The 21,334-nt window shown below is 57.3% G+C and carries 10 protein-coding genes; 6 read left to right on the top strand and 4 right to left on the bottom strand.

Features of this window, described 5'->3' with window-relative positions:
* Positions 1-17: 17 nt before the first annotated feature.
* On the bottom strand, positions 18-8,654 hold the full coding sequence (locus K7H09_RS03245; protein WP_208797092.1) for a GH36-type glycosyl hydrolase domain-containing protein: 8,637 nt from the start codon (positions 8,652-8,654) through the stop codon (positions 18-20).
* Between the two features lie 302 nt (positions 8,655-8,956).
* Here K7H09_RS03245 and K7H09_RS03240 point away from each other — a divergent pair, with 302 nt between their 5' ends.
* The 5 genes from K7H09_RS03240 (at position 8,957) to K7H09_RS03220 (ending at position 16,338) form a co-directional block, all read left to right on the top strand.
* Complete coding sequence (locus K7H09_RS03240; RefSeq protein WP_230803548.1) at positions 8,957-10,606, top strand: DASS family sodium-coupled anion symporter; 1,650 nt, start codon at positions 8,957-8,959, stop codon at positions 10,604-10,606.
* Positions 10,607-10,757: 151 nt separating this feature from the next.
* Positions 10,758-11,906 (top strand): exonuclease SbcCD subunit D, encoded by a 1,149-nt coding sequence (locus tag K7H09_RS03235; RefSeq protein ID WP_009288339.1) that lies wholly within the window; start codon positions 10,758-10,760, stop codon positions 11,904-11,906.
* Complete coding sequence (locus K7H09_RS03230) at positions 11,903-14,968, top strand: AAA family ATPase (protein WP_141440784.1); 3,066 nt, start codon at positions 11,903-11,905, stop codon at positions 14,966-14,968. The genes K7H09_RS03235 and K7H09_RS03230 overlap by 4 nt, the downstream gene beginning before the upstream one ends.
* Positions 14,969-15,097: 129 nt before the next feature.
* On the top strand, positions 15,098-15,850 hold the full coding sequence (locus K7H09_RS03225; protein ID WP_141440785.1) for a tellurite resistance TerB family protein: 753 nt from the start codon (positions 15,098-15,100) through the stop codon (positions 15,848-15,850).
* Complete coding sequence (locus K7H09_RS03220; protein ID WP_009288337.1) at positions 15,850-16,338, top strand: phosphatidylglycerophosphatase A family protein; 489 nt, start codon at positions 15,850-15,852, stop codon at positions 16,336-16,338. Before K7H09_RS03225 ends, K7H09_RS03220 begins: the two co-directional genes overlap by 1 nt.
* An 89-nt stretch (positions 16,339-16,427) precedes the next feature.
* On the opposite strand, the gene K7H09_RS03215 is transcribed toward K7H09_RS03220, so the two are convergent.
* The 3 genes from K7H09_RS03215 to K7H09_RS03205 all read right to left on the bottom strand — a co-directional run bounded on the left by K7H09_RS03215 (position 16,428) and on the right by K7H09_RS03205 (position 19,649).
* On the bottom strand, positions 16,428-17,810 hold the full coding sequence (locus K7H09_RS03215) for an NAD-dependent succinate-semialdehyde dehydrogenase (protein ID WP_141440786.1): 1,383 nt from the start codon (positions 17,808-17,810) through the stop codon (positions 16,428-16,430).
* 199 nt (positions 17,811-18,009) lie between these two features.
* The gene (msrA, locus tag K7H09_RS03210; RefSeq protein ID WP_039860491.1) at positions 18,010-18,633 is read right to left on the bottom strand and encodes a peptide-methionine (S)-S-oxide reductase MsrA; all 624 of its coding nucleotides are present in this window, start codon (positions 18,631-18,633) and stop codon (positions 18,010-18,012) included.
* 107 nt (positions 18,634-18,740) lie between these two features.
* On the bottom strand, positions 18,741-19,649 hold the full coding sequence (locus K7H09_RS03205) for a LysR family transcriptional regulator (protein ID WP_141440787.1): 909 nt from the start codon (positions 19,647-19,649) through the stop codon (positions 18,741-18,743).
* A 150-nt stretch (positions 19,650-19,799) separates the two neighbouring features.
* On the opposite strand from K7H09_RS03205, the gene K7H09_RS03200 reads away from it, so the two are divergent.
* Complete coding sequence (locus K7H09_RS03200) at positions 19,800-21,311, top strand: CoA-acylating methylmalonate-semialdehyde dehydrogenase (protein WP_138801469.1); 1,512 nt, start codon at positions 19,800-19,802, stop codon at positions 21,309-21,311.
* Positions 21,312-21,334: the final 23 nt, after the last annotated feature.

The raw sequence follows: 21,334 nt of genomic DNA, 5'->3' as shown, positions 1-21,334 counted from the left end.
GCTACGACCTGCCTCCGTTACTTTTCAGCGACTGTGTTTGGCTTGATAAATACCTCTAACTGATGTCGTTTGCCATCCAGCGGAATGCGTACTTCACCTTGTTGACGGGTCAGTATTCGGCCATCGAGCTGCGCGCTGGGTGCCTCATCGGTGGTGGTAACCTTAACCGCGTAGTGGGTGGCGGCAATGGTTAGCGTTGCGCTAAAACCTGGCCAGTCGTGGGGAAGGCAGGGGGCAATCACCAGCCAGCCACCTTCTCGGCGAATGCCCAGAATGCCCTCCACCCCAGCGCGGTACATCCAGCCCGCTGAGCCTGTGTACCATGTCCAGCCGCCGCGTCCGGTATGAGGCGCAACCGAATAGACATCCGCGGCCACCACATAGGGTTCTACGTGATAACGAGTGACCTCTTCGGTGGTGCGGGCATGATTGATCGGGTTGAGTAGCGCAAAAAGCCCATGCGCTTTGCTGCCCTCGCCGAGCTTGGCAAAAGCGAGAATCGCCCACATTGCGGCATGGCTATATTGCCCCCCATTTTCGCGCATACCCGGTGGGTAGCCGCCAATATAGCCAGGGTCGCGCTGGGGTTGATCGAAGGGGGGCCAGAACAGTAGCGCAAGTTGCTCATCGTGCCTGATCAGTTCACGTTCCAGTGACGCCATGGCGAGGGCTGCGCGGTGGGGGGCTGCTGCCCCCGAGAGTACCGCCCACGTCTGGGCAATCGAATCAATTTGGCAGGCGTCGCTCTCTTTGCTACCCAGCCAACTGCCGTCATCGAAAGTTGCCCGTCGATACCACTGCCCGTCCCAGGCGTTGCTTTCAAGCGCAATACGCAACGCAGTGATATGGGCACGCCAACGCTCGGCGCGTGGAGTGTCCACTGTGGCTGAGTCCGTTGTGGTTAAGTCCGAGGTCGCTGAAGGCGCTTGCTTTTCGCGCTGCTGGGCAAAGGGTAGAAACAGCTCCAGGGTATGCACCAGCAGCCAGCCAAGCCACACGCTTTCGCCTTCGCCCGCTTCGCCAACGCGGTTCATGCCATCGTTCCAATCGCCGCCACCGATCAGCGGCAAGCCGTGCTCGCCGGAAAGCGATATGCTCTGATCCAAGCCTCTGGCGCAGTGCTCAAACAGCGAGGCGGTTTCCCCTGCGATCATCGGCTGAAAAAAACAGTCGTGCTCTTCAGGCGCTAATTCGGCACCTTCCAGAAAACTCACCGGCTCGTCGAGCACGGCGGCGTCGTGGGAGGTGGCGATATAGCGGGCGCAGGCATAGGCCAGCCATACCCGGTCATCGGAAATGCGCGTACGTACCCCTTGGCCGGAATGGGGCAGCCACCAGTGCTGGACATCGCCTTCGACAAACTGGCGTGAGGCGGCGCGCAGCAGGTGTTGGCGAGTGGCTTCGGGGCTAGTGAAGGTTAACGCCATGCCATCCTGTAACTGGTCGCGGAAACCATAGGCGCCGCTGGCTTGGTAAAACCCTGAGCGCGCGGTGATTCGGCAGGCAATGGTTTGGTACATCAGCCAGCCGTTAAGCATGATGTCCATGGCGCGGTCAGGGGTGGCCACTTGTACCGCGTTAAGCTGCGTTTGCCAGTGCGCAGTGACCAGTGCGAGCTCCGCGTCAATGTCCGCCTGGCGATACCGCGCGATCAGCGATTTGGCTTCAGCGGTTGAGCTGCTTTGCCCCATCAGTACAACGATATCGACGCTTTCTCCTGCCCCTAGCGTTACGCTGCGGTTAAGCGCGGCACAGGGATCCAACCCCGCACCGTGGGTGCCGGAAAGCGGAGCCTGGCTGCGCAGCCCCGCGGGCGCCCCCAGGCTACCGCCGTGGCCGATAAATTCACAGCGGTCAGCCGTCCAGGAAGTTGGTTGGGTGCCGATATCCAGAAACGCTACCCGGCCAGGGACATTTATATTCCAGGGATTCTCCACCAGCAGCGCGCCGCTATCGGCGTCTGGGTGCGAGATCAGAAAAGGCGCCGAGCCGCTACGTGAAGTCCCTAGCACCCACTCGGCATAAGCCGTCACCGAGAGCTTGCGTAGTCGCCCGGAGTGATTGCTAAGGCGTAGCCGTGAAATCCTTAGCGGGGTCTCTAGGGGCACGAAGTGCAGAAGCTCCAGAGCGATCCCATCCACTTGGTGCTCGAACTGGCTATAGCCGAAGCCGTGTCGTGCCATGTAGCGGCCATGATCCCGCAAAGGTCGGGCAGTCGCGGTGAAGAGCGCCATCGTCTCTTCATCGCGAACATAGATCACATCGCCACTTGGATCCATCACGGGGTCGTTTGACCAGGCTGTGAGCTGGTTTTCGCGGCTGTTATCCGCCCATACATAGCCTGCGCCTTCTGCTGATACCTGAAAGCCGAAGCCTGCGTTGGCGATCACGTTGATCCACGGCGCGGGCGTGGAGCTCCCTGCCTCAAGTACCGTGACGTACTCACGACCATCCTGAGCAAAGCCGCCCAGGCCATTAAAAAACTCAAGCGTTGGGAGTGGCGTTTCGCTGGCATTGAGCGGGGTGTGCCTGGGTAGGGGACGTTTGACCAACGCTTGGGGCGGTGTTGTGGCAAGGCGTGTGGGCAGCGTCAAGGCTAATTGATTCGCTATGCTGCCGCGATGGGCCATTAATGCAACGCAGGCGATCGACTGAAGCTGCATACGTACTTCCAGACTTATTAGGTCGGCACGCAATGCAATCACGGCGCCCTGAGCGAAATCTTTTTTAAGACGAGGTTGTGTTTGGCTGCTAAGCACCGCTGTTTCAATGGCCTGCTGCAGATCCTGAATATAGGAGGAGGAGCGCTCATTGATAATCACCACATCCACGCCCAGCCGCTTCATGCGCCAATATTCGTGGGCACGGAGCAGTTGGCGTACCTGGCCAATGTCATCAATGCTATCAATGCGCATTAAAATTATCGGCAGGTCACCGGAAATGCTGTGTTGCCAGAGTCGCGACTGCGGCCCGGCACCACGCTCAATGGCTTCGGCAGGCGCTCTAAAGCGGGTATCAGGGTAAAGAATTGGCGCGGCAAGACGCTGAAAGTCGGCGGCTTCTTCAGGCTGAATGCCCAAATGGCGAAGCTGCACCTGTGCCTGAGTCCAGGCGAGGGTTTTGGCGCGCTCAAAGGCGCTGCGGTCGTGGTGTTTATCAATTAGATCCATCAGCGCCTCACGGGAGGAGGCGACCACAGTCCAGTAAGCGATTCGGGCCGCTTTGCCGGGGACCACGCGCAGGCAGTAGCGCAGTGCAAAAATAGGATCCAGTACGCTGCCGACACTGCTTGAAAGGTGCTGGCCCTCTGCCAGCGCTGAGGCATGCAGCGTACTTCGGCCGCGGCCTAAAAACCGGGCCCGGTCAGTCTCGAACTCCAGCTCGCCCACGGTGTCGCCCTCTACCACCGCAAAGTGAGCCGCCCACACCTGCTCTTCATCGGGTGAGCGCCGCCGCCTTGTGGCGATCAAGGCGTTGAAGGCTTCAAGGTACTCGGTCACCACAAACATTTTGGCGAAAGCGGGGTGCGCATTGTCGGTACTGGGAGCGGTCAAGACTAATTCTAGATAGGAGGTGATCGTGATGTCCCGGGCGTGACGACCGCTGTTGGTGAGCGAAAGGTGGCGAACTTCGCTGTCGTCCTCGCCTGAAACCAGCACCTCCATGTGGCTGGTGATGTCGTCATGACGATGGCTGTAGCGAGCATAATCCTCGGCAAATATCGCATGGCTATGTTCATCGTTAGCGCCGGCCGGGTGCGCCGCCGTTTGCCCTGTGGCTGTCCACACGCCGGGGTGCTTGGCATCGCGCAGAAAAATAAAGCTGCCTAAGTGGTCGCGGGTGGCATCCGGCTGCCAGCGGCTAATGGCTACGTTGCGCCATCTGCTGTAACCACCGCCGGTGGCCGTTAGCATCACCGAGTAGCAGCCATTGGAGAGTAAATGGGTAACGGGTGCGCCACTGGCTGTTGTTGAAGCACGGCGAATAGTTTGTGCTTCGTTAATCATTTGACTCGCGTTTGACTTCACCTCTTCAGCGCGGGGGTGGGCAATCGCCACGTTACGCGGAACCCGCTCTTGAAGCAGCAGTTCGCTGGCTTGAATCATCGGTTCGCGGTGAAAGCGAGCGCGCATCTGGCCGTGATGCAGGGTGTTAGCAATAGCCGCGATGGTCATGCCCTGATGGTGGGCCATAAAGCTGCGCACAATCACCACTTTCTCACCTGCGGGTAGCCGCGAGCGAGTGAAATCGAGTGCTTCATAGAAGCCATAGCGGCCTACTGCACCCATCTCCGCCAAGCGTTTGAAATTACGACAGGCGCCGTTGGGGTCAACCATGGCGGCTAATCCGGTGGCGTAGGGTGCGATCACCAGATCAGCAGAGAGCCCTCGCTTGAGCCCCAGCCCCGGCACCCCAAAATTAGAATATTGATAGGTGAACTCCCGATCACGGGCATTATAAGCGGATTCGGAAATACCCCAAGGGGCGGAGAGCTGGGCAGCGTAGGTCTCTTGACGCTTTACCACTAGCCGGTTGGTTTGCTCCAGCAGGCTGCCCCCAGGGGCGCGCATCACCAGCGAGGGCATCAGGTATTCAAACATCGATCCCGACCAGGAGATCAATGCCGAGCCAAAGGTGACCGGGGTGGCAGCACGGCCGAGTTTGAACCAGTGGCGGGTGGGAATATCGCCTTTGGCAATTGCAAACAGGCTAGCCAGGCGCGCCTCAGAGGCCAGCAGGTCGTAGCAGCTGGTATCCAGGCAGTTGTCATCCAGCGAATAACCAATCGACAGCAGTTGACGCTCGCTATCGAGTAGAAAGTCGAAATCCATGCCCAGTGCCAGGCGTCGCGCCGAGTCCGCAAGCTGCTGCAGGCGTAGGGCGAGTGCACCCTCTTCAAGGTTTGGCTGGGATTCCCTGTCATGGCGGTGTTGCGCCACTGAGGCGTGCAGTGCTTGCAACCAAAACAGCAGGTCTTCGCTGTATGGGTCGTTATGCTCGCTGAGAGGAGTGCGCGAAAGCGTTAACGTACTATCCGTCAATGCGGCGATAGTTGCCAAGCATCCCGTCGACATCACTTTGCCTTTCAACTGAGCGTCTATGGCCTCCAACTGCACGCTAAGCTGAGCCGTGAACTCTTTCGACAAAGTGGATGCTTGTTTAAGTGTCTGACGGGCCAGGTTTAGGGTGTCGGCAATGCCTTCGCGTGGGTCAGCTAGATAGCCTGCCGTCTGCCAGGTTTCGCAGGCATTGGCGATAGCGATAAGGTGCCCTGCAAGGTTGCCGCTATCCACCGTTGACACATACCGGGGGTTAAGCGGGCGCAGGTCGTGGGTGGCGTACCAGTTATAGAAGTGCCCCCGGTAGCGGGGTAGTCCCAGCATCACGCCCAGGGTGGCTTCGAGTCGCTCAAGCGTCTCATGGGTACCTGTCCAGCCGAAATCCCGTGCCGCCAGGGTGGAGAGTAGATAGAGCCCCATATTGGTCGGCGAGGTGCGCTGGGCGAGGGCGGGCTGAGGATCCTCCTGAAAGTTATCCGGCGGTAAGCGGTTATCGGTGGCAGTCACGAAGGTTTCGAAAAAGCGCCAGGTTCGCCGAGCAATAACCCGTAGCTCAAGGGCTTCTTCTTCTGAGATGGTGGGTTGGACAACGGCGCTTGTGCTGCTGCTTAACCAAGAAGCCACTGCTGGTGCCGCCAACCAAAGCAGTGCCATGGGAAGTGTGATTGGCCATGTGTGGCTGGCTGTCCAGAGTGCACTGATAACCACCGCTAGCCCCAGTGCGGTGCCTGGGGCCATGCGCTGATAGAATCCCAGTACGGTCAGCGGCGGGCTTTTCATCGACTGGGCGGCAGATGTCCACTCCAGTAGACGCCGGTGGGTGACCAGTACGCGGGCGAGCGTTCTGGCGATGGCATCCAGCATGCGCCATGCTTGGTCAGGTAAAAACAGGATCAGTAGCAGCATTTGTGCGCTACCCAGCTTTAGCTCGTCAAACCAAAGGTGGTAGTGGTGGCGTAGTCTAGACCACGCCCGGAAGGGAACGAATGAGGCCGTTAGGGAGAGCAACACCGGTGCCCCGACAACGGCCAGTAGTAGCAGTGTACTGGTAATAGCCATGCTCAGCGGCAACTGCCAGCTAACCGCAAGGCTTGCCAACACTAATAGTGGCGTTACCGAGCGGCGCAGGTTGCCGAGCATTTTCATCCGCCCAGTGAGCGGCAGCGCCGAGGCGATTAGCCAAGGGAGCAGTTGCCAATCACCGCGTGTCCAGCGGTGCTGGCGCTTGGCGGCTACATCATAGCGGGCCGGGAAGTCTTCAATCACTTCGATATCGGAGGCGAGTCCCGCACGGGCAAATACACCTTCGAACAAATCGTGGCTGAGCAGGCTATTGTCGGGCACCCGGCCAGCCAGCGAGGCTTCAAAGGCATCGATCGCGTAAATACCTTTACCGGCGAACGAGCCTTCACCGACCAGATCCTGATAGAGATCTGAAATAGCGGCGGCGTAAGGGTCGATGCCCCCAGGCGCGGAGAATAGCCGCTGGTAGATAGAACCTTCGCCCCCTGTGGGCAGCGACGGCGTCACTCGAGGCTGCAATATTGCATACCCCTCCACGACCCGGCGTAGCTGTTGATCCATTCGTGGCTGGTTTAACGGATGCGCCATTTTACCGATCAACCGGCTGGCTGCGCCCCGAGGCAGGCGAGTGTCGGCATCTAGAGTGATGACGTAGCGCACGTCACTGGGCAGTGGCGGCGGCTCGATAAAGGTGGTGTCCGTGGCGCCACGTAGCAAGCGGTTTAGCTCGTGTAGCTTGCCCCGCTTACGCTCCCACCCCATCCAGGTATTCTCGCTGGCGTTAAATACCCGCCGCCGATGAAGCAGAAAGAAGCGTTTATCGCTATCGAGGGCGAGAGGACAATAACGCTTATTTAACTGCTCCACCGCTGCTTTAGCAGCCAATAACAGCGCGGCCTCATGGGGTAGTTCCGCTTGGGGGGCATCCACGCCGTCAAGCAGCAGCGCATAGCCAAGCGCCCCCTCACCGCTGGACAAGTGGTGCACTTCAAGACGCTCAATCTGTTCGCGCAGATCTTCTTCGCTGGTCAGCAGCGTAGGCACCGCCACCAGGGTTCTTAACTGTGGCGGAATGCCTTTGGCAAGGTCGAGCCCAGGCAGCGGTTGAGCGTCGATAGAGTAGATAATCAGGCGGTTAACGATCAGCGTCGCGACTTCCATAATGGGCAGGAAACCGAACGCCCCTAGCAGCATAAGCCAGGGTAACGGTACATCACCGATCGCCAGCGGTAACGAAAGCAGCAGTCCACCGGCCAGCGTCATCAGGCTCAATGTCACCACGGCCATCAGTACGATATAGCTGCGAATGCCGTGGTGAATGAGTGTCCGGCGCAACCACTGGCGTGAGGAGGGGGTAAATCGTATCTTCTGCTCAAGGGTTATCCGACCTGAGCTTACCAAGAAGTAGCCAGGGTCTCCCCGGCGTGCTGCTTCGGCCGGGTCGCTGGTGGCGTCCCCTGCCTGCTGGGAGAGTGAGAGCGCCGCTTCGACTACCTCAAACTCGCTGAAACGAGAGCCACGGGCGAGTTGTTCTATGGCGCTGCGATACTGATTGCGGGTGGGGAAATCGAGCTGGCTGAAGTGGCTTTGCTGGCGTAACCGGCTATCCACTAAACTAACGTTCTCAAACAGCTCCGCCCAGTCGATGCTGGAAACGAAGCGCATGCTGGTGATGATATTGCGCACGGTTACGTTGGCGGCGCCTTGGCGCTGCTGAGCGTGCTGAACCATGTCGTCAATGCTTTCACCCTGCTGGCTAAGTTGCTCGTTTAGCCAACCTACCAGCGGGCTGCAGCGGGGGTCTAAGCCGCGTAGCCGCTTAGCGAGCTGAGCGGTGAAGGGCTCTGCTAATGGCCCTTTATGAATATTGAGCGTGCTGGTTTCCAGGTGAAAGTTATGACGTTCCTGGGAGGTTTGCCGGTCGGTGGGCGTTAGCCATTTAGTGGCCAATGCATCGGCTTCGTCCCTTGCGGTTTGTTCGCTGATAATTTGGTCGGCAAGGCGTCGCAGGTTCTCGATCAGCACAATACGTAGCGTGATCGCCACCGCCCAAAGTTCGCCAATGGTCAGAGGCTGAACGCGCTGGTAAGCGGTGATAAAGTTCTGCAAATTATCCAGTTCGACATGGCTGTCAGTATGCGCCACAAAAGCCCAGGCGATACCAAATACCCGCGGGTAGCCCGCAAAAGGCCCGTTGGCTAACTTTGGTAGCTGGCGGTAATAACCGGGGGGAAGGTCGCTGCGTATCTCGCGAATTTGCGCTTCAATCAGGTGGTAATTATCGAGCAGCCAAGCGGCGGCAGGCACAATTTCTCGCCCACCTGCCAGCGCTGTGGCACTGGCGCGGTAAACGTCCAGCAAAGCGCGCGCGTTATCGTTGAGCCGTCTTGCTAACGAAACTACCTTGGGTGGCGTGCTGGTCACTGATTGGTTAAGCGCCAAGCTGCCGGCGTGCTGTTCAAGTCGCTCTGCGCTGAAGAGCTCTTCCCTGACGGGGCTAGTCGAGTTCCACGGCGCTGCAAACGTAGGGTGCGGACGCACAAAACGGAGAAGTTGTTTCACAGATTCCATCCTGGTGAGAATGCACCTCGGTGCACCAACGATGCTTCCTTACCAGAACAATGGTCGTGATGTGAGATTTCGTCCGTGCGCTAGCGCACATTGCGCTTATGTCACTGTTAGTATTTGCGCATAGTTAAACTAAAGTTGTTAGACTTTGGTTGTAATTAATGGCAAATCACTGGACTAATTGCCTATTGCAGTTAATAAAGGGCGCCAAAGGAGGTTCCGTGTCGCCCATCGTGCGGCATATATATCGGAATGTTGATCCTCGATTTGTTCTTTTCACTCTGACCGTAAGTGGCGCAAATTGTATGCATAAAACTGCCCTGATGACGGTATGGGATCAGCTATGGCACTCCCACTACCAAGCCAAAAAACTATTGATGTGCGCGCTACCTACGGGCGGGGCCGCCAACGCCGCGGCTTCGAATACCAAGCGTAATCCTTCCCCTCAACCTAAGCCGCCTGCCTACACCACGCCGCAGAAGATTGGCCTGTTGCTTGGTCCGCTGCTGTTCGCTTTTGTGGTGATGTTCTTTCACCCTGAAGACTTAAGCTTTGAAGGGCGTATGGTGCTCGCTACCACTCTGTGGGTGGCCGTATGGTGGATCACCGAAGCTATTCCGATTCCCGCGACCTCGTTGCTACCCATTGTGCTTTTACCGATTACCGGCGCTTTGGATGGCAATACCGTTACGGCCGCCTACGGTAATCCGATCATTTTCCTGTTTCTGGGCGGTTTTATGATCGCGCTGGCAATGGAGCGATGGGATCTTCACAAGCGTATCGCGCTGTCGATTATTGCCGTGTTGGGCACCAGTATTAATAGCATCGTGTTTGGTTTTATGGCCGCGACGGGCTTTTTGTCCATGTGGGTCTCCAACACCGCATCGGTCATGATGATGCTGCCGATCGGTACCGCTATCGTGTATCAGGTGAGTCAAGAGCTGGCGAAAAGTGACGGCGACCACAGTGTCGAAATCGATAAGTTCAGCAAAGCGCTGATTTTTGGTATCGGTTATGGCGGTACCATTGGGGGCCTGGGCACGCTCATTGGAACCCCTCCGAATATCATACTCGCCGCAATTGTAAATCAGCTGTTTGGCATTGAGATCTCCTTTGCCGGTTGGCTCATGTTTGCATTTCCCATTGTGTGTGTACTGCTAGTTATCACCTGGCTGCTACTTACGCGGGTGTTTTTCCGCATTGACTTTAGTCACCTACCAGGTGGCCGAGAGCTGATTAACAAAGAAAAAGCGGCGCTGGGTAACACCAGCTTCGAAGAGAAAGCGGTGCTGGTGGTGTTTTTGTTCGCTGCCTTTATGTGGATCACCCGCTCGTTCTTGTGGCAGGGGCAGATCATCAATATCCCCGGCATCAATGATACCATGATCGCGATTGTCGCTGCGCTGCTGCTGTTTTTGATTCCCTCCAAAAATCAAGGTGGCTGCCTACTGGGCTGGGACGTGGCGAAAGACGTACCCTGGGGCATTCTGCTGTTGTTCGGAGGTGGTTTGGCAATTGCCGCAGGCTTCGGCTCTTCCGGCCTGGCGGAGTGGATCGGTGGGCAAATGAGCGTGCTGGAAGGCGCCAACTTCCTGTTGGTCATCCTGCTGGCGACCGGCATGGTGCTGTTCTTGACCGAAATCACCTCGAATACCGCCACGGCCACCATGATTCTGCCGGTGTTGGCGTCGCTGGCGCTGGCGCTGGATATCCACCCCTTCGTGCTGATGGTGCCCGCCGCCATGGCCGCCAACTGTGCCTTTATGCTACCTGTTGGTACGCCGCCCAACGCCATCATCTTCGCCACTGGCAAACTGAAAATTATCGAGATGGTGCGCACCGGCTTCTGGATCAACATCATCGCCATGCTGCTGATTGTGGCGGCGGTTTACTTCCTACTGCCGGTCATGTGGGGAGTTGATCTCACCAGCTATCCAGACGCCTTCCGTCGCTAGCGCTGGTTGAGCCTAGAGCCTTTAGAGAAACGATTAGCCCTGCCATTGAGCGGGGCTTTTTGTCGGTCGTTTATGTAGGTGAGGAGTTTTGTGGGTAGATTGAGTATCGGGTTGTTATCATGCCGCTACACTATTTTTTGCTGAGCCTGTTATGCGTCTACTTCACACCGCCGATTGGCACCTGGGGCGGCTGTTCCACAACCTGTCGTTACTGGATGATCAGCGCGATGTGCTCGACCAGCTTATCGAAATTGTCGACCGGGAAAACGTCGATGCGGTGCTGATTGCGGGCGATATCTACGACCGTTCGGTGCCGCCTGCGGCGGCGGTAACGCTGCTGGATGAGGTGCTCCACGCGCTCTGCGAGGAGCGCAAGCTGCCGGTGATCATGATTTCAGGTAACCACGATGGTGCTGAGCGGCTTCGTTTCGGCGCGCGCCACCTGCGTCAGGCCGGTCTGCATATTCTTTCCGACTTAGCTGATTTTGACACACCTGTAACGCTGACGATTAAGGGCGCTGAGATGGATGTGTTCGGCATTCCCTACGCCGACCCCGAACATGTTCGCAGCCAGTTTAACGTGGAGGTGCGCGATTTTGACGGCTCCCACCGCTATTTGGTTGAGCGCATCGAAGAGCAGCGTCACCCGACACGCCCGTGCATATTGATGAGCCACTGCTTTGTGGATGGCGGCAGCGCCTCTGATTCTGAACGCCCGCTGACCCTGGGCGGTGCCGAAAGCGTCGCCTGGGAGCCTATGCAAGGCTTTGACTATGTGGCGCTTGGCCACCTTCACGGCCCCCAGTACCGCGGCGGCGAGCATATTCGTTACAGCGGCTCGCTGCTCAAATATAGCTTTTCCGAAGCCAGCCAGCGTAAAGGCGTGACGCTGGTGGATTTTGATGCGAGCGGCGTCACCAAGATCGAGCAGATACCCCTCATACCCAGTCGTGAAGTTCGCGTATTAGAGGGCGAGATCGATGCGTTGATTGCCCAGGGGCGAACGGATGCCAATGCCGACGACTATCTGCTGGTGCGGTTAACCGATCGCCACGCCATTCTCGACCCCATGGGCAAGTTGCGTGAGGTGTATCCCAACGTGCTACATCTCGAGAAGCCCGGCATGCTGGATGCCCAGGGTAATCAGCAGCTTGACCGTGAGCGGCTGAAGTTCAGCGCACTGGATATGTTCAGTGACTTTTTCGCCCAAACCAGCGGTGAGCCCATGACCGACCAACAAGCCGAGGCGATAAGCGAACTGATAGGCGAGCTTAGTCGTGACGAAGAGGCTCAGGGATGACACCTCTAACCCTTACCATGCAGGCGTTCGGGCCCTTTGCGGGCAGTGAGACCATCGACTTCACCGCGCTGGGAAGAAGCCCACTGTTTTTGATTAATGGCCCTACCGGCGCCGGTAAAAGCTCGATTCTTGATGCCATCTGTTTTGCGCTTTACGGCCAAACCACGGGCAATGAACGCGATCCGGCGCAGATGCGTTGCGACCAGGCTGACGCTTCGCTGCTAACGGAAGTGACGCTGGATTTTCGCCTGCGCGGCGTGGATTACCGGGTTCGCCGGGTGCCCCAGCAGGAGCGCCCCAAGGCTCGCGGCGAAGGGACGACCACCCATAATGCAGAAGCCCAGCTGTGGCGATTAAAGGCAGAGGGTGAAGTGGAATCCTGCCTGGTAGCACGCAAGGTCAATGATGCCACCGCGGAGTTGCAAACCCTGATCGGCCTGGATGCCAACCAGTTTCGTCAGGTGATGGTGCTACCCCAGGGCAAGTTCCGCGAACTGCTGCTGGCAGGCTCCAAAGAGCGCGAAGTGATTTTTTCCCAGCTGTTTCAAACCCAGATTTTTCAGCGCATCGAAGAGCGCCTGCGCACCCAGGCCAATCAAATCGAGCGGGCAGTGAGTGATCATCGCCAGCATATCAGCGGCATCCTCGCCGGGGGGGAGCTTGAGAGCGAAGCCGCGTTAGCGCAAGAGCTTGAAGCGCTGACACCCCAGGTAGACCAAGCGCGGCAACGTTTTGAAACCGCGCAGCAGCAGCGCCGTAGCGCCGAAAAGCAGCGCGATGAGGCGCTGGCGCTGCAGCGTCAATTTGAGGCCCGCGATCGGCTGGCGGCGGATAAAGCCCGTCATCTTGAGCAGCACACACAGATAGAAAGCACTAAGGAGCGCTTAGCGCAAAGCACCCACGCCCAGGCGCTGCGCCCACAGAGAGCTGCCTTAGACCAAGCGCTGCAGGCGTTGATCACCGCCCAGGCCGATCAGCGACAGGCGCAAGCCGAATTAGCCACTCAACGTACTAACGCCGAACAGGCGCAGCAGGCGTCAGAAGTGGCACGCCAGCGTCAGGCAGAGCTCCCCGCGCTCCGTGAACGGCATCGCCAATTGGGCGAATTTATTCATAAAAGCCAGCAGTTAAGCGAGTTGCAGGCGCGTTTTAAAACGGCGCAGGCCACCTGGCAACAAGCCGATAGTGCGCTCAAGCGTGATGAGGCGCAGCTAGATAACATTCGCCAGCAGGGCGAAGCGATTAGCGTTAACCTGGAACGCTTACAGACAGAGTTTCAGCAACTGGCCAGCGCCCCCGCTGAGCTCAGCCGACATAACGACCTGCTGACCCAGCGCCAAGAGCTGGATGAACTCACCCGGCAAGCGCATGAGTTAACCAGCCAACAGCAGCAGGCGACGGAGGCACTCAACCGCCAGCAAAGCGAAGCAGAACGAGCGCAACGCCACGCCACTGAGCAGGAGATGCGTTGGCACCAGGGGCAGGCCGCGCTGTTAGCGCTCACCCTTGAACAGGATGTCCCTTGCCCGGTGTGCGGCAGCCTGGAGCATCCAGCCCCAGCGGTTAACAGTGCCGACGTGGTCAGCCAAGCGCAGGTTGAAGAAGCCAGGGCGGCGCAAGAGCAGGCTCGTCAAGCACAACAGAGCGCCGAGCGTTACCATCATCAGCTCACTCAGCAGATTAACTACAATACAGAGCAGGCCCAGCGGCTTACCCAACAGCTGGGCGAGTGGGCTAGCCAACCGCTGCTTGAACTGCAAAATGCCTGCGAAGGCTTGCGCCGCCAAGTGCAGCGCCGGGAAAGCGTTGAACGTGAGATTAGCCAGCAAACCGTTGCTCGCGAAGCGCTGCGCCGCGAGTGGGGCGCGCTGGATAAGCAGCTTAAAACCCAACGGCCCGCGGTGGAGAAGGCAAAAGAGGACGCGTTGCGCCTAGAGAGTCAGCGCGATCAACTGAGCCAATCGCTGCCGGAAGATGCCCGCGACCCTGAGGCAATGCGCCGAACCCTCACTGAGCTTGAACACCAGATCGCACAGCTCGAAAAAGCCTGGGAGAGCGCCCAGCAGATGCTCTCGACCAGCCAAACCCAACTGGCGCGGGCGGAAGAGCAGCTACGCGGTGCGAACGAGCGAATCGAACGTAGCGAGCAGACGCTTCAGCAGGTGCAAGCTGAGTGGCAAGCCGCCCTGCAGGCCAGCCCCTTTGAAGATGAAGCAGCGTTTCAGGCTGCGCAGTTGGATGATACCCAGCGACAAGAGTTGACTCGCCAAGTAGAGGCGTACCAACGCCGCCTGGCCGAGCTTGAAGGCGCGCTGGAGAACTACCAAACTCAGCTTGCGGAAAAAACGCCGCCGAATATGGCCGCGTTGACCAGCCTAACCGAGGCGGCCCAGGTCGAAGAGAACACCCAGCTAGAGGCGTGGCGGGGGCTGGATGGGAGGCTGACCACGCTGCGCGGTATTCGTCAAAAGCTTGCGACTGCCCACAGGGCGCAGGCAGAGCTCGAAGCCCAGTATCAGCTGTGGGGCACGCTCAGCGAGGTCGCTAATGGTCGTACGGGGCACCGTATTAGCCTGCAGCGCTTTGTGCTGGGTGTGCTGCTGGATGACGTATTGATTCAAGCTTCGGAGCGTTTGGTGCGCATGAGCCGCGGGCGTTATCAGTTGGTGCGTCGGGAAGATCCCTCCAAAGGTAACAGAGCGTCGGGTCTGGAGCTTGATGTGGCCGACACCTACACCGGCAAGAACCGTTCGGTAGCGACACTCTCCGGCGGGGAGTCTTTTATGGCTGCGCTCTCGCTGGCGCTAGGGCTCTCGGATGTAGTGCAGGCGTACGCTGGCGGTATTCAACTGGATACGCTATTTATCGATGAGGGCTTTGGCAGCCTGGATCAGGATGCGCTGGATCAAGCTATTGCCATGCTCAGCGAACTGCAAATGGGCGGGCGCATGATTGGGGTGATCTCCCATGTCAGCGAACTCAAAGAGCAAATGCCAGTTCGTATAGACGTAAGTGCCAGCCGCCACGGGAGCTCTGTGGAAGTAAAGGGCGTACTTCTTTAACGCCGCATGGCCGAGTGCAGGCAGTTTTCTTACAAGGCCTGGTTCATGCTGGGTTCATATAGAATGTTTTATAAAGTAAATGAATCGTCAAACGAGCCCTAAAGATACTATCTACTTAGGAGTACAAGGATGAACGCAAGCAAAATTTTACAGCAGCTGATGCAGCAAGCCGGCGGAAGCCAGAAGGGCGGCAGTAGCAGTAGCAGTGGTGTCGATGTTAAAGGCATGCTGAGCGGGCTTTCTAAGCAGCTAGGCGGTGGCAGTAGCGGCGGTCAAGGTGGCGGCTCCTCCAGTAGCTTTGATATGAAAAGCCTGCTTGGTGGCGGTGCCATGGGTTTACTGGTGGGTTCCAAACGTGGTCGCAGCATGGGCGGCAAAGCACTAAAATACGGCGCCATTGCTGGGGTGGGCGTGCTGGCATGGAAAGCGTGGCAGAGCTCCCAGGCGGCAAAAAATGGCAATGCCCAGCAAAATACGGCCCAGAATGCGCCAGAGGGCGAGCGAGTAGAAGTGCTTAGCGGTGAGTATCAGGAGCGCCGCAGCCTGGAGTTACTGCAGGCGATGATTATGGCTGCCCGGGCCGATGGCCATATTGATGAGCAGGAGCAGGCGCTGATTACCGAGCAGATTGATGCCCTGGGTGCCGACCAGGAGATGCATAACTGGGTGGAGCAGCAGCTAAAAGCACCGCTGGATGCCCAAGCGTTGGCCCGCGAAGCGGACTCCCCTCAAGCGGCCCGGGAAATGTACCTGATCAGCGTGGCCGTGACCGATGATCAAAACCCCATGGAGCGTGCCTGGCTTGATCAGTTGGGCAATGCACTTAACTTACCCAAAGAGATGACTGACGAACTTGAGCGTCAAGCGCAGCAGGCGGGTTAATGCTGGATACGGTTAATTTTTGGCTAGCTACCGGCTTTGGCCTGGGGCTAGCGCCGATGGCGCCGGGTACCTTCGGCTCGCTGCTGGGCATCCCCCTGGCGTGGTGGCTGTTAAGCCGCCCGCTAGGTCAACAAGGCGCTATCATGGCAGCTCTGCTGCTACTTGCGATACCGGTTTGCCACATCGCCGCCTGGCACTATGACGGTTTGGATCATGGCAGCATCGTCGCTGATGAGTACTTTGCGTTCCCGCTGGCGGTCATCGGGTTGCAAGCTGCGCGTCACCCGCTGGTTATGGCGTTGGCATTCGTTGTCTACCGCTTTTTCGATGCGCTGAAGCCGCCGCCGATTCATCTGGCAGAGTATGTTCATGGCGGTTTTGGCATTGTTTTGGATGATGTTATCGCGGCGTTGGTGACCTGGGTGGTGATTGCTATTGGGCTGAAGCTTTGGCAGCGTCGAACCTCTGGGCAACAGTTAAACTCGTAATAGAACACGCAACGAAAAAAGCGCCGCTAGCTTAATAAAAAGCTAGCGGCGCTCTATCTTATCGCTCATGATTTTGAGCGCTTACAGGCTTACTCTTGAACGACAATCACCGACTTGGCATTGACGAACTCGTGCATGCCGAAGCCGCCGTGCTCGCGACCGTACCCGGAGTTTTTAACGCCGCCGAAAGGCATTTCCGGGGTAGCAACACCAAAGCCGTTAATGAATACCATGCCGGTATCAAAGTACTTGCTGGCTAGCTCGGTGGCGCGTTCCACATCTTTAGAGATGATGCCGCCGCCCAGGCCGTAACGGCTGTCGTTAGCAATGCGCATGGCGTCTTCGTCATCTTTGGCACGAATCAGCGCAGCGACGGGGCCAAACAGCTCGTCGTCGTAAGCGGGCTGGCCGGGAGTCACGTTATCCAGCACGGTGACCGGGTAAAACGCGCCCTTACCGGATGGCTTTTCGCCACCGCAAAGAATCTTCGCACCTTTGCGCACGCTCTCTTCCACTTGGTCGTGGAGACCATCGCGGAGATCCACGCGAGCCATGGGGCCCAGATCGCTGTCTTCTTGGGTCGGGTCACCCGCTTTAAGCGACTGCATACGTTCTACATAGCGCTTTTTAAACGTTTCATAGTTCTTTTCAGTGACCACAAAACGCTTGGCCGCGACGCAGGTTTGACCGCCGTTGTAGACGCGCCCCTGTACGCAGGTGTCGATGGCGATATCCATATCGGCGTCATCGAGCACCAGGTAGGCGTCGTTAGAGCCCAGCTCAAGCACGGTCTTTTTAAGGTACTCAGCCGCTTTGCCAGCGACTTTGCGACCTGCGCCATCACTACCCGTTAGCGTTACGCCACGTACCGCAGAATGAGCAATCACCTCATCAGAAACATCGTGAGAGATCACCAGTGTACGGAAGACGTTTTCCGGAAGACCCGCTTCGCGGTAGATCTTTTCCAACAGCAGGCCGCTGCCAGTCACGTTTTCAGCGTGTTTTAGCAGCACGCCGTTACCCGCCATGATATTGGCGATTGAGTAACGTACTACCTGATATGCAGGGAAGTTCCAAGGCTGAATGCCGTAGATCACACCCATCGGTGAGTAGGTCACGAAACCGCGTTTACCATTGCCAGGCTGACGCTCTTCGTCGGCTAGCTTTTTGGGGCCATGTTCAGCGGTGTAATCACAGATGCCGGTGCAAAGATCGACTTCCTGGCGGGCCTGAGAAGGCAGTTTACCCATCTCATTGACCATCAGGTCGGCAAGCTCTTCTTTATGCTTTTGCAGCGCTTGGCCAATGGCTTTGACCGTTTTAGCGCGGCTTTCCAGCGATTCTAGGCGCCAATCGAGAAACGCCTCGTAGCAGGCGTCCACTATCTGCTTGGCTTCCGCGCTGCTCATTAGCGTATAGGATTCGAGGGTTTCACCATTGGTGGGATTGATCGTCTTGATACTGTTGCTCATAAGATCTCCTATCTATAGATCAACGTGGGGTCAAAGCGCCTAGCTCCAGGGCGCCTAATCGACCGGTCTATTACTGGTGCACGGTCACTGTAGTACAAAAAGAACGACCATGCATAACATTGGCGTTACCTTTCCGGCAGTGATTAAAGCAAACAGTTCAACCCATCACTTCAGTCAATGGTTGATGGTGTACCGCTTGTTACTCAAACGAAGGTCCACCGGCTTCTTCGCCCCACACTTCTTCCAGGCGCCCGTCGCGACCACAGCTGTAGCGGTAGAACTTATAGCGCACGGGGTTCTTTTGATAATAGTCCTGGTGGTACTCCTCAGCAGGCCAGAACTTGGTGGCTGGTACTATCTGGGTGGCGATCTCCCGGTCGAAGCGCGCTTCCATTTCGGCTTTGGACGCTTCGGCCAGTTCACGCTGGGCTTCGTCATGATAGAAGATCGCCGAGCGGTATTGATCGCCTACATCACAGAACTGACGGTCGACCGCAAAGGGGTCGATGTTGCGCCAGAAGATTTCTAAGAGCTGCTCGTAACTGATCTGCTCGGAGTCGTATTCGATTTGCACGACTTCAGCATGGCCAGTACCGCCCTGGGAGATTTCTTCGTAGGTGGGGTTCTCTAGTTCGCCGCCGATATAGCCGGAAATGGTGGCGCTAACACCGGGCTGGTTGTCGTAAGGGGGTTCCATACACCAGAAGCAGCCGCCTGCAAACGTGGCTTCTGCACTGCTTTGGGCTTGAAGCGAAGGGCTGGCTAGGCCAGCGGCCGCCAATACGCCAAGCGTAAATGGACGAAGAGGGGACAGACGGATCATTGCAAGCACTCCAGTAGCAGGGCGAGTTACTGTTCATTATGAAGTTGATTAGTCGCTTGGTGTTCCCTTTCCTTACAGCCCCTTTGTGACAACCCTTTTTTTATGACTTAGCCTAGACGATGGGGCCATACCTCATCCAGCGTACTTAGCGCAGCGTTAACGGTCGATTCGTTGGTGCTTTCATGACGCCAGATAAAGCTTAACGCGCAGGGCAGGCGAATATTCTCTGCCACTGCCAAGCCGCTTTCCTGGCGCTCGGTCATCGCCAGGGCGTCCCGGGCCAAGCTTAAGCCAACGCCTGCGCGCACCAGGTCAAGCATGCAGGCCTCCTGGTCAACTTGGGCCACCCGGTTGGGAACTGCGCCGCTCGGTGCCAGCGCCTGCTTTAACAGCCGGTGGTGGGCGGAATCCTGTGGCGTAACAATCCAGGGCAGCGTGGCTAAGTGCTCCCAACGAGTATCAATGAGTCGATTTTCCCAGCCTGCTGGGGCAATCACGTGATAATCAAAATGGGTTAGCTCACGCCAAGCAAGCGTCTCATGGCCTTTTCCAGGGCCTTGAGCGGGCGGCGCCAGGTAAAACCCAACATCTAAGTCGCCTTGTTCAATACGATTAAGCACGCTGCCGCTCATACCATGGTGAAGTTCGGTTTCTAACTGCGGCGTACGGGCCATCAAGCGGCTCAAAAAGGCGCCTAGACGGAGAAATTCGGGGTCGACAATGGTGCCAATTGAGAGCTTGCCGCGCAGCGTGCTGTGTAATGTCCCGGCGGTTTGCTCAAACGACAGGGCGCTGGCCAGGGCCTTTTCAGCGGCAGGTAGCAGTGCATGGCCGTCGGGCGTCAGAGCAAGGCCTTGAGGACGGCGACTAAACAGCGTGAGGCCTAAATTCGACTGCAGTTGCTTCAACTTTAGGCTAATGGCCGGCTGAGTCAGGTGCAGCTGTTCTGCGGCGCGTGACACGCTGCCTGTTCGTGCAACGGCCACGAAGGCGCGCAGGGTGGCGTACTCTTGCATGATTAGCCTCAAATACTCGTTGTGATATTAGAAAAGCTTATAACTGGCTTTTAAATAACTCAATTGACCCGTTCGTTAGGCCCAGTAGGCTAGGCTGAAAGTAAGCTTTTTGCACACGCTTTAAACATGCGTTCTTAACTAGGTAATCCCATGACAACAACAGCGATTCAGCACTTTATTAATGGTCAGGTCACCGCTGGTGAGTCTGCTCAATCCCAGGACGTCTTTAACCCTGCCACTGGCCGAGTTACCGGTCGTGTGTCGCTCGCTTCCCCGGCGGACGTCAATACGGCGGTAGAGGCCGCACAAGCCGCTTTTCCTGCCTGGGCCGATACCCCTCCGATCCGCCGCACCCGGGTGATGTTCAAGTTTTTAGAGCTGTTAAACGCTCATAAAGATGAGCTAGCCGAAGCAATTACCAAAGAGCACGGCAAGGTGTTCACTGACGCCCAGGGTGAAGTGGCCCGTGGTATCGATATTGTTGAATTTGCCTGTGGTATCCCGCAGTTGTTAAAGGGTGACTACACCGAGCAGGTGAGTACCGGGATCGATAACTGGACGATGCGTCAGCCGCTGGGCGTCGTTGCAGGTATAACGCCATTTAATTTCCCTGCCATGGTGCCGATGTGGATGTTCCCGCTGGCAATTGCGGCGGGTAATACATTTATTTTGAAACCAAGCCCGCTCGATCCCAGTGCTTCGCTGCTGATGGCTGACTTGCTTAAGCAAGCTGGCCTGCCCGACGGCGTGTTCAACGTTGTGCAGGGTGATAAAGACTCTGTGGAAGCGCTGATCGACCATCCGCATGTTAAGGCGCTGTCGTTTGTAGGCTCAACGCCAATTGCCAACCTGATCTACGAGCGCGGCGCGCGCAACGGCAAGCGCATTCAAGCCTTGGGCGGGGCCAAAAACCATATGGTAGTGATGCCGGATGCACATTTGGATAAAGCCGTCGACGCACTGATTGGCGCCGCCTATGGCTCCGCCGGCGAGCGCTGCATGGCGATTAGCGTGGCGGTGTTGGTAGGTGATGTGGCGGATAAAGTCGTGCCAGCATTGGCTGAGCGGGCTAAAGCGCTGAAAGTAAAAGATGGTATGCAGCTGGATGCGGAAATGGGCCCCATTGTGACTCGTCAAGCCCACCAGCGGATTACTGGGTATATCGAAAAAGGCGTGGCTGAAGGTGCTGAACTGGTGGTTGATGGACGCAACTTTAATGCTTCATCGGCAGGCGAGGACTGCGCCGACGGGTTCTGGATGGGCGGCACGCTTTTTGACAATGTCACTCCCGAGATGACGATCTATAAAGAAGAAATTTTTGGCCCGGTGCTGGTTTGCGTGCGGGTGCCGGATATCGCCACTGCAATCCAGTTGATTAACGACCATGAGTTTGGCAACGGCGTTAGCTGCTTTACCGAAAGCGGTACGGTGGCGCGGGAGTTTGGCCGCCGTATTCAGGTCGGCATGGTGGGTATCAATGTGCCCATTCCGGTACCTATGGCATGGCACGGCTTTGGTGGCTGGAAGCGCTCGCTGTTTGGTGACACCCACGCCTATGGGGAAGAAGGCGTGCGTTTCTACACCAAGCAGAAATCGATTATGCAGCGTTGGTCGGATTCGATTGATGCCGGGGCTGAATTTGTAATGCCCACGGCGAAGTAGCGACTAAACGTTACCGGAGCCAA

The sequence above is a fragment of the Halomonas sp. IOP_14 genome (assembly GCF_021021315.1).
Lineage (GTDB): Bacteria > Pseudomonadota > Gammaproteobacteria > Pseudomonadales > Halomonadaceae > Vreelandella > Vreelandella titanicae.
Note: the sequence above shows the minus strand (reverse complement) of the source record. Positions and strands in the feature narration are given on the sequence as shown.

Bases quoted from the DNA above. Each gene is read 5' to 3' on its own strand.
- K7H09_RS03245 (WP_208797092.1), bottom strand. From the start codon at position 8,654: ATGGAATCTGTGAAACAACTTCTCCGTTTTGTGCGTCCGCACCCTACG.
- K7H09_RS03240 (WP_230803548.1), top strand. From the start codon at position 8,957: ATGCATAAAACTGCCCTGATGACGGTATGGGATCAGCTATGGCACTCC.
- K7H09_RS03235 (WP_009288339.1), top strand. From the start codon at position 10,758: ATGCGTCTACTTCACACCGCCGATTGGCACCTGGGGCGGCTGTTCCAC.
- K7H09_RS03230 (WP_141440784.1), top strand. From the start codon at position 11,903: ATGACACCTCTAACCCTTACCATGCAGGCGTTCGGGCCCTTTGCGGGC.
- K7H09_RS03225 (WP_141440785.1), top strand. From the start codon at position 15,098: ATGAACGCAAGCAAAATTTTACAGCAGCTGATGCAGCAAGCCGGCGGA.
- K7H09_RS03220 (WP_009288337.1), top strand. From the start codon at position 15,850: ATGCTGGATACGGTTAATTTTTGGCTAGCTACCGGCTTTGGCCTGGGG.
- K7H09_RS03215 (WP_141440786.1), bottom strand. From the start codon at position 17,810: ATGAGCAACAGTATCAAGACGATCAATCCCACCAATGGTGAAACCCTC.
- msrA (WP_039860491.1), bottom strand. From the start codon at position 18,633: ATGATCCGTCTGTCCCCTCTTCGTCCATTTACGCTTGGCGTATTGGCG.
- K7H09_RS03205 (WP_141440787.1), bottom strand. From the start codon at position 19,649: ATGCAAGAGTACGCCACCCTGCGCGCCTTCGTGGCCGTTGCACGAACA.
- K7H09_RS03200 (WP_138801469.1), top strand. From the start codon at position 19,800: ATGACAACAACAGCGATTCAGCACTTTATTAATGGTCAGGTCACCGCT.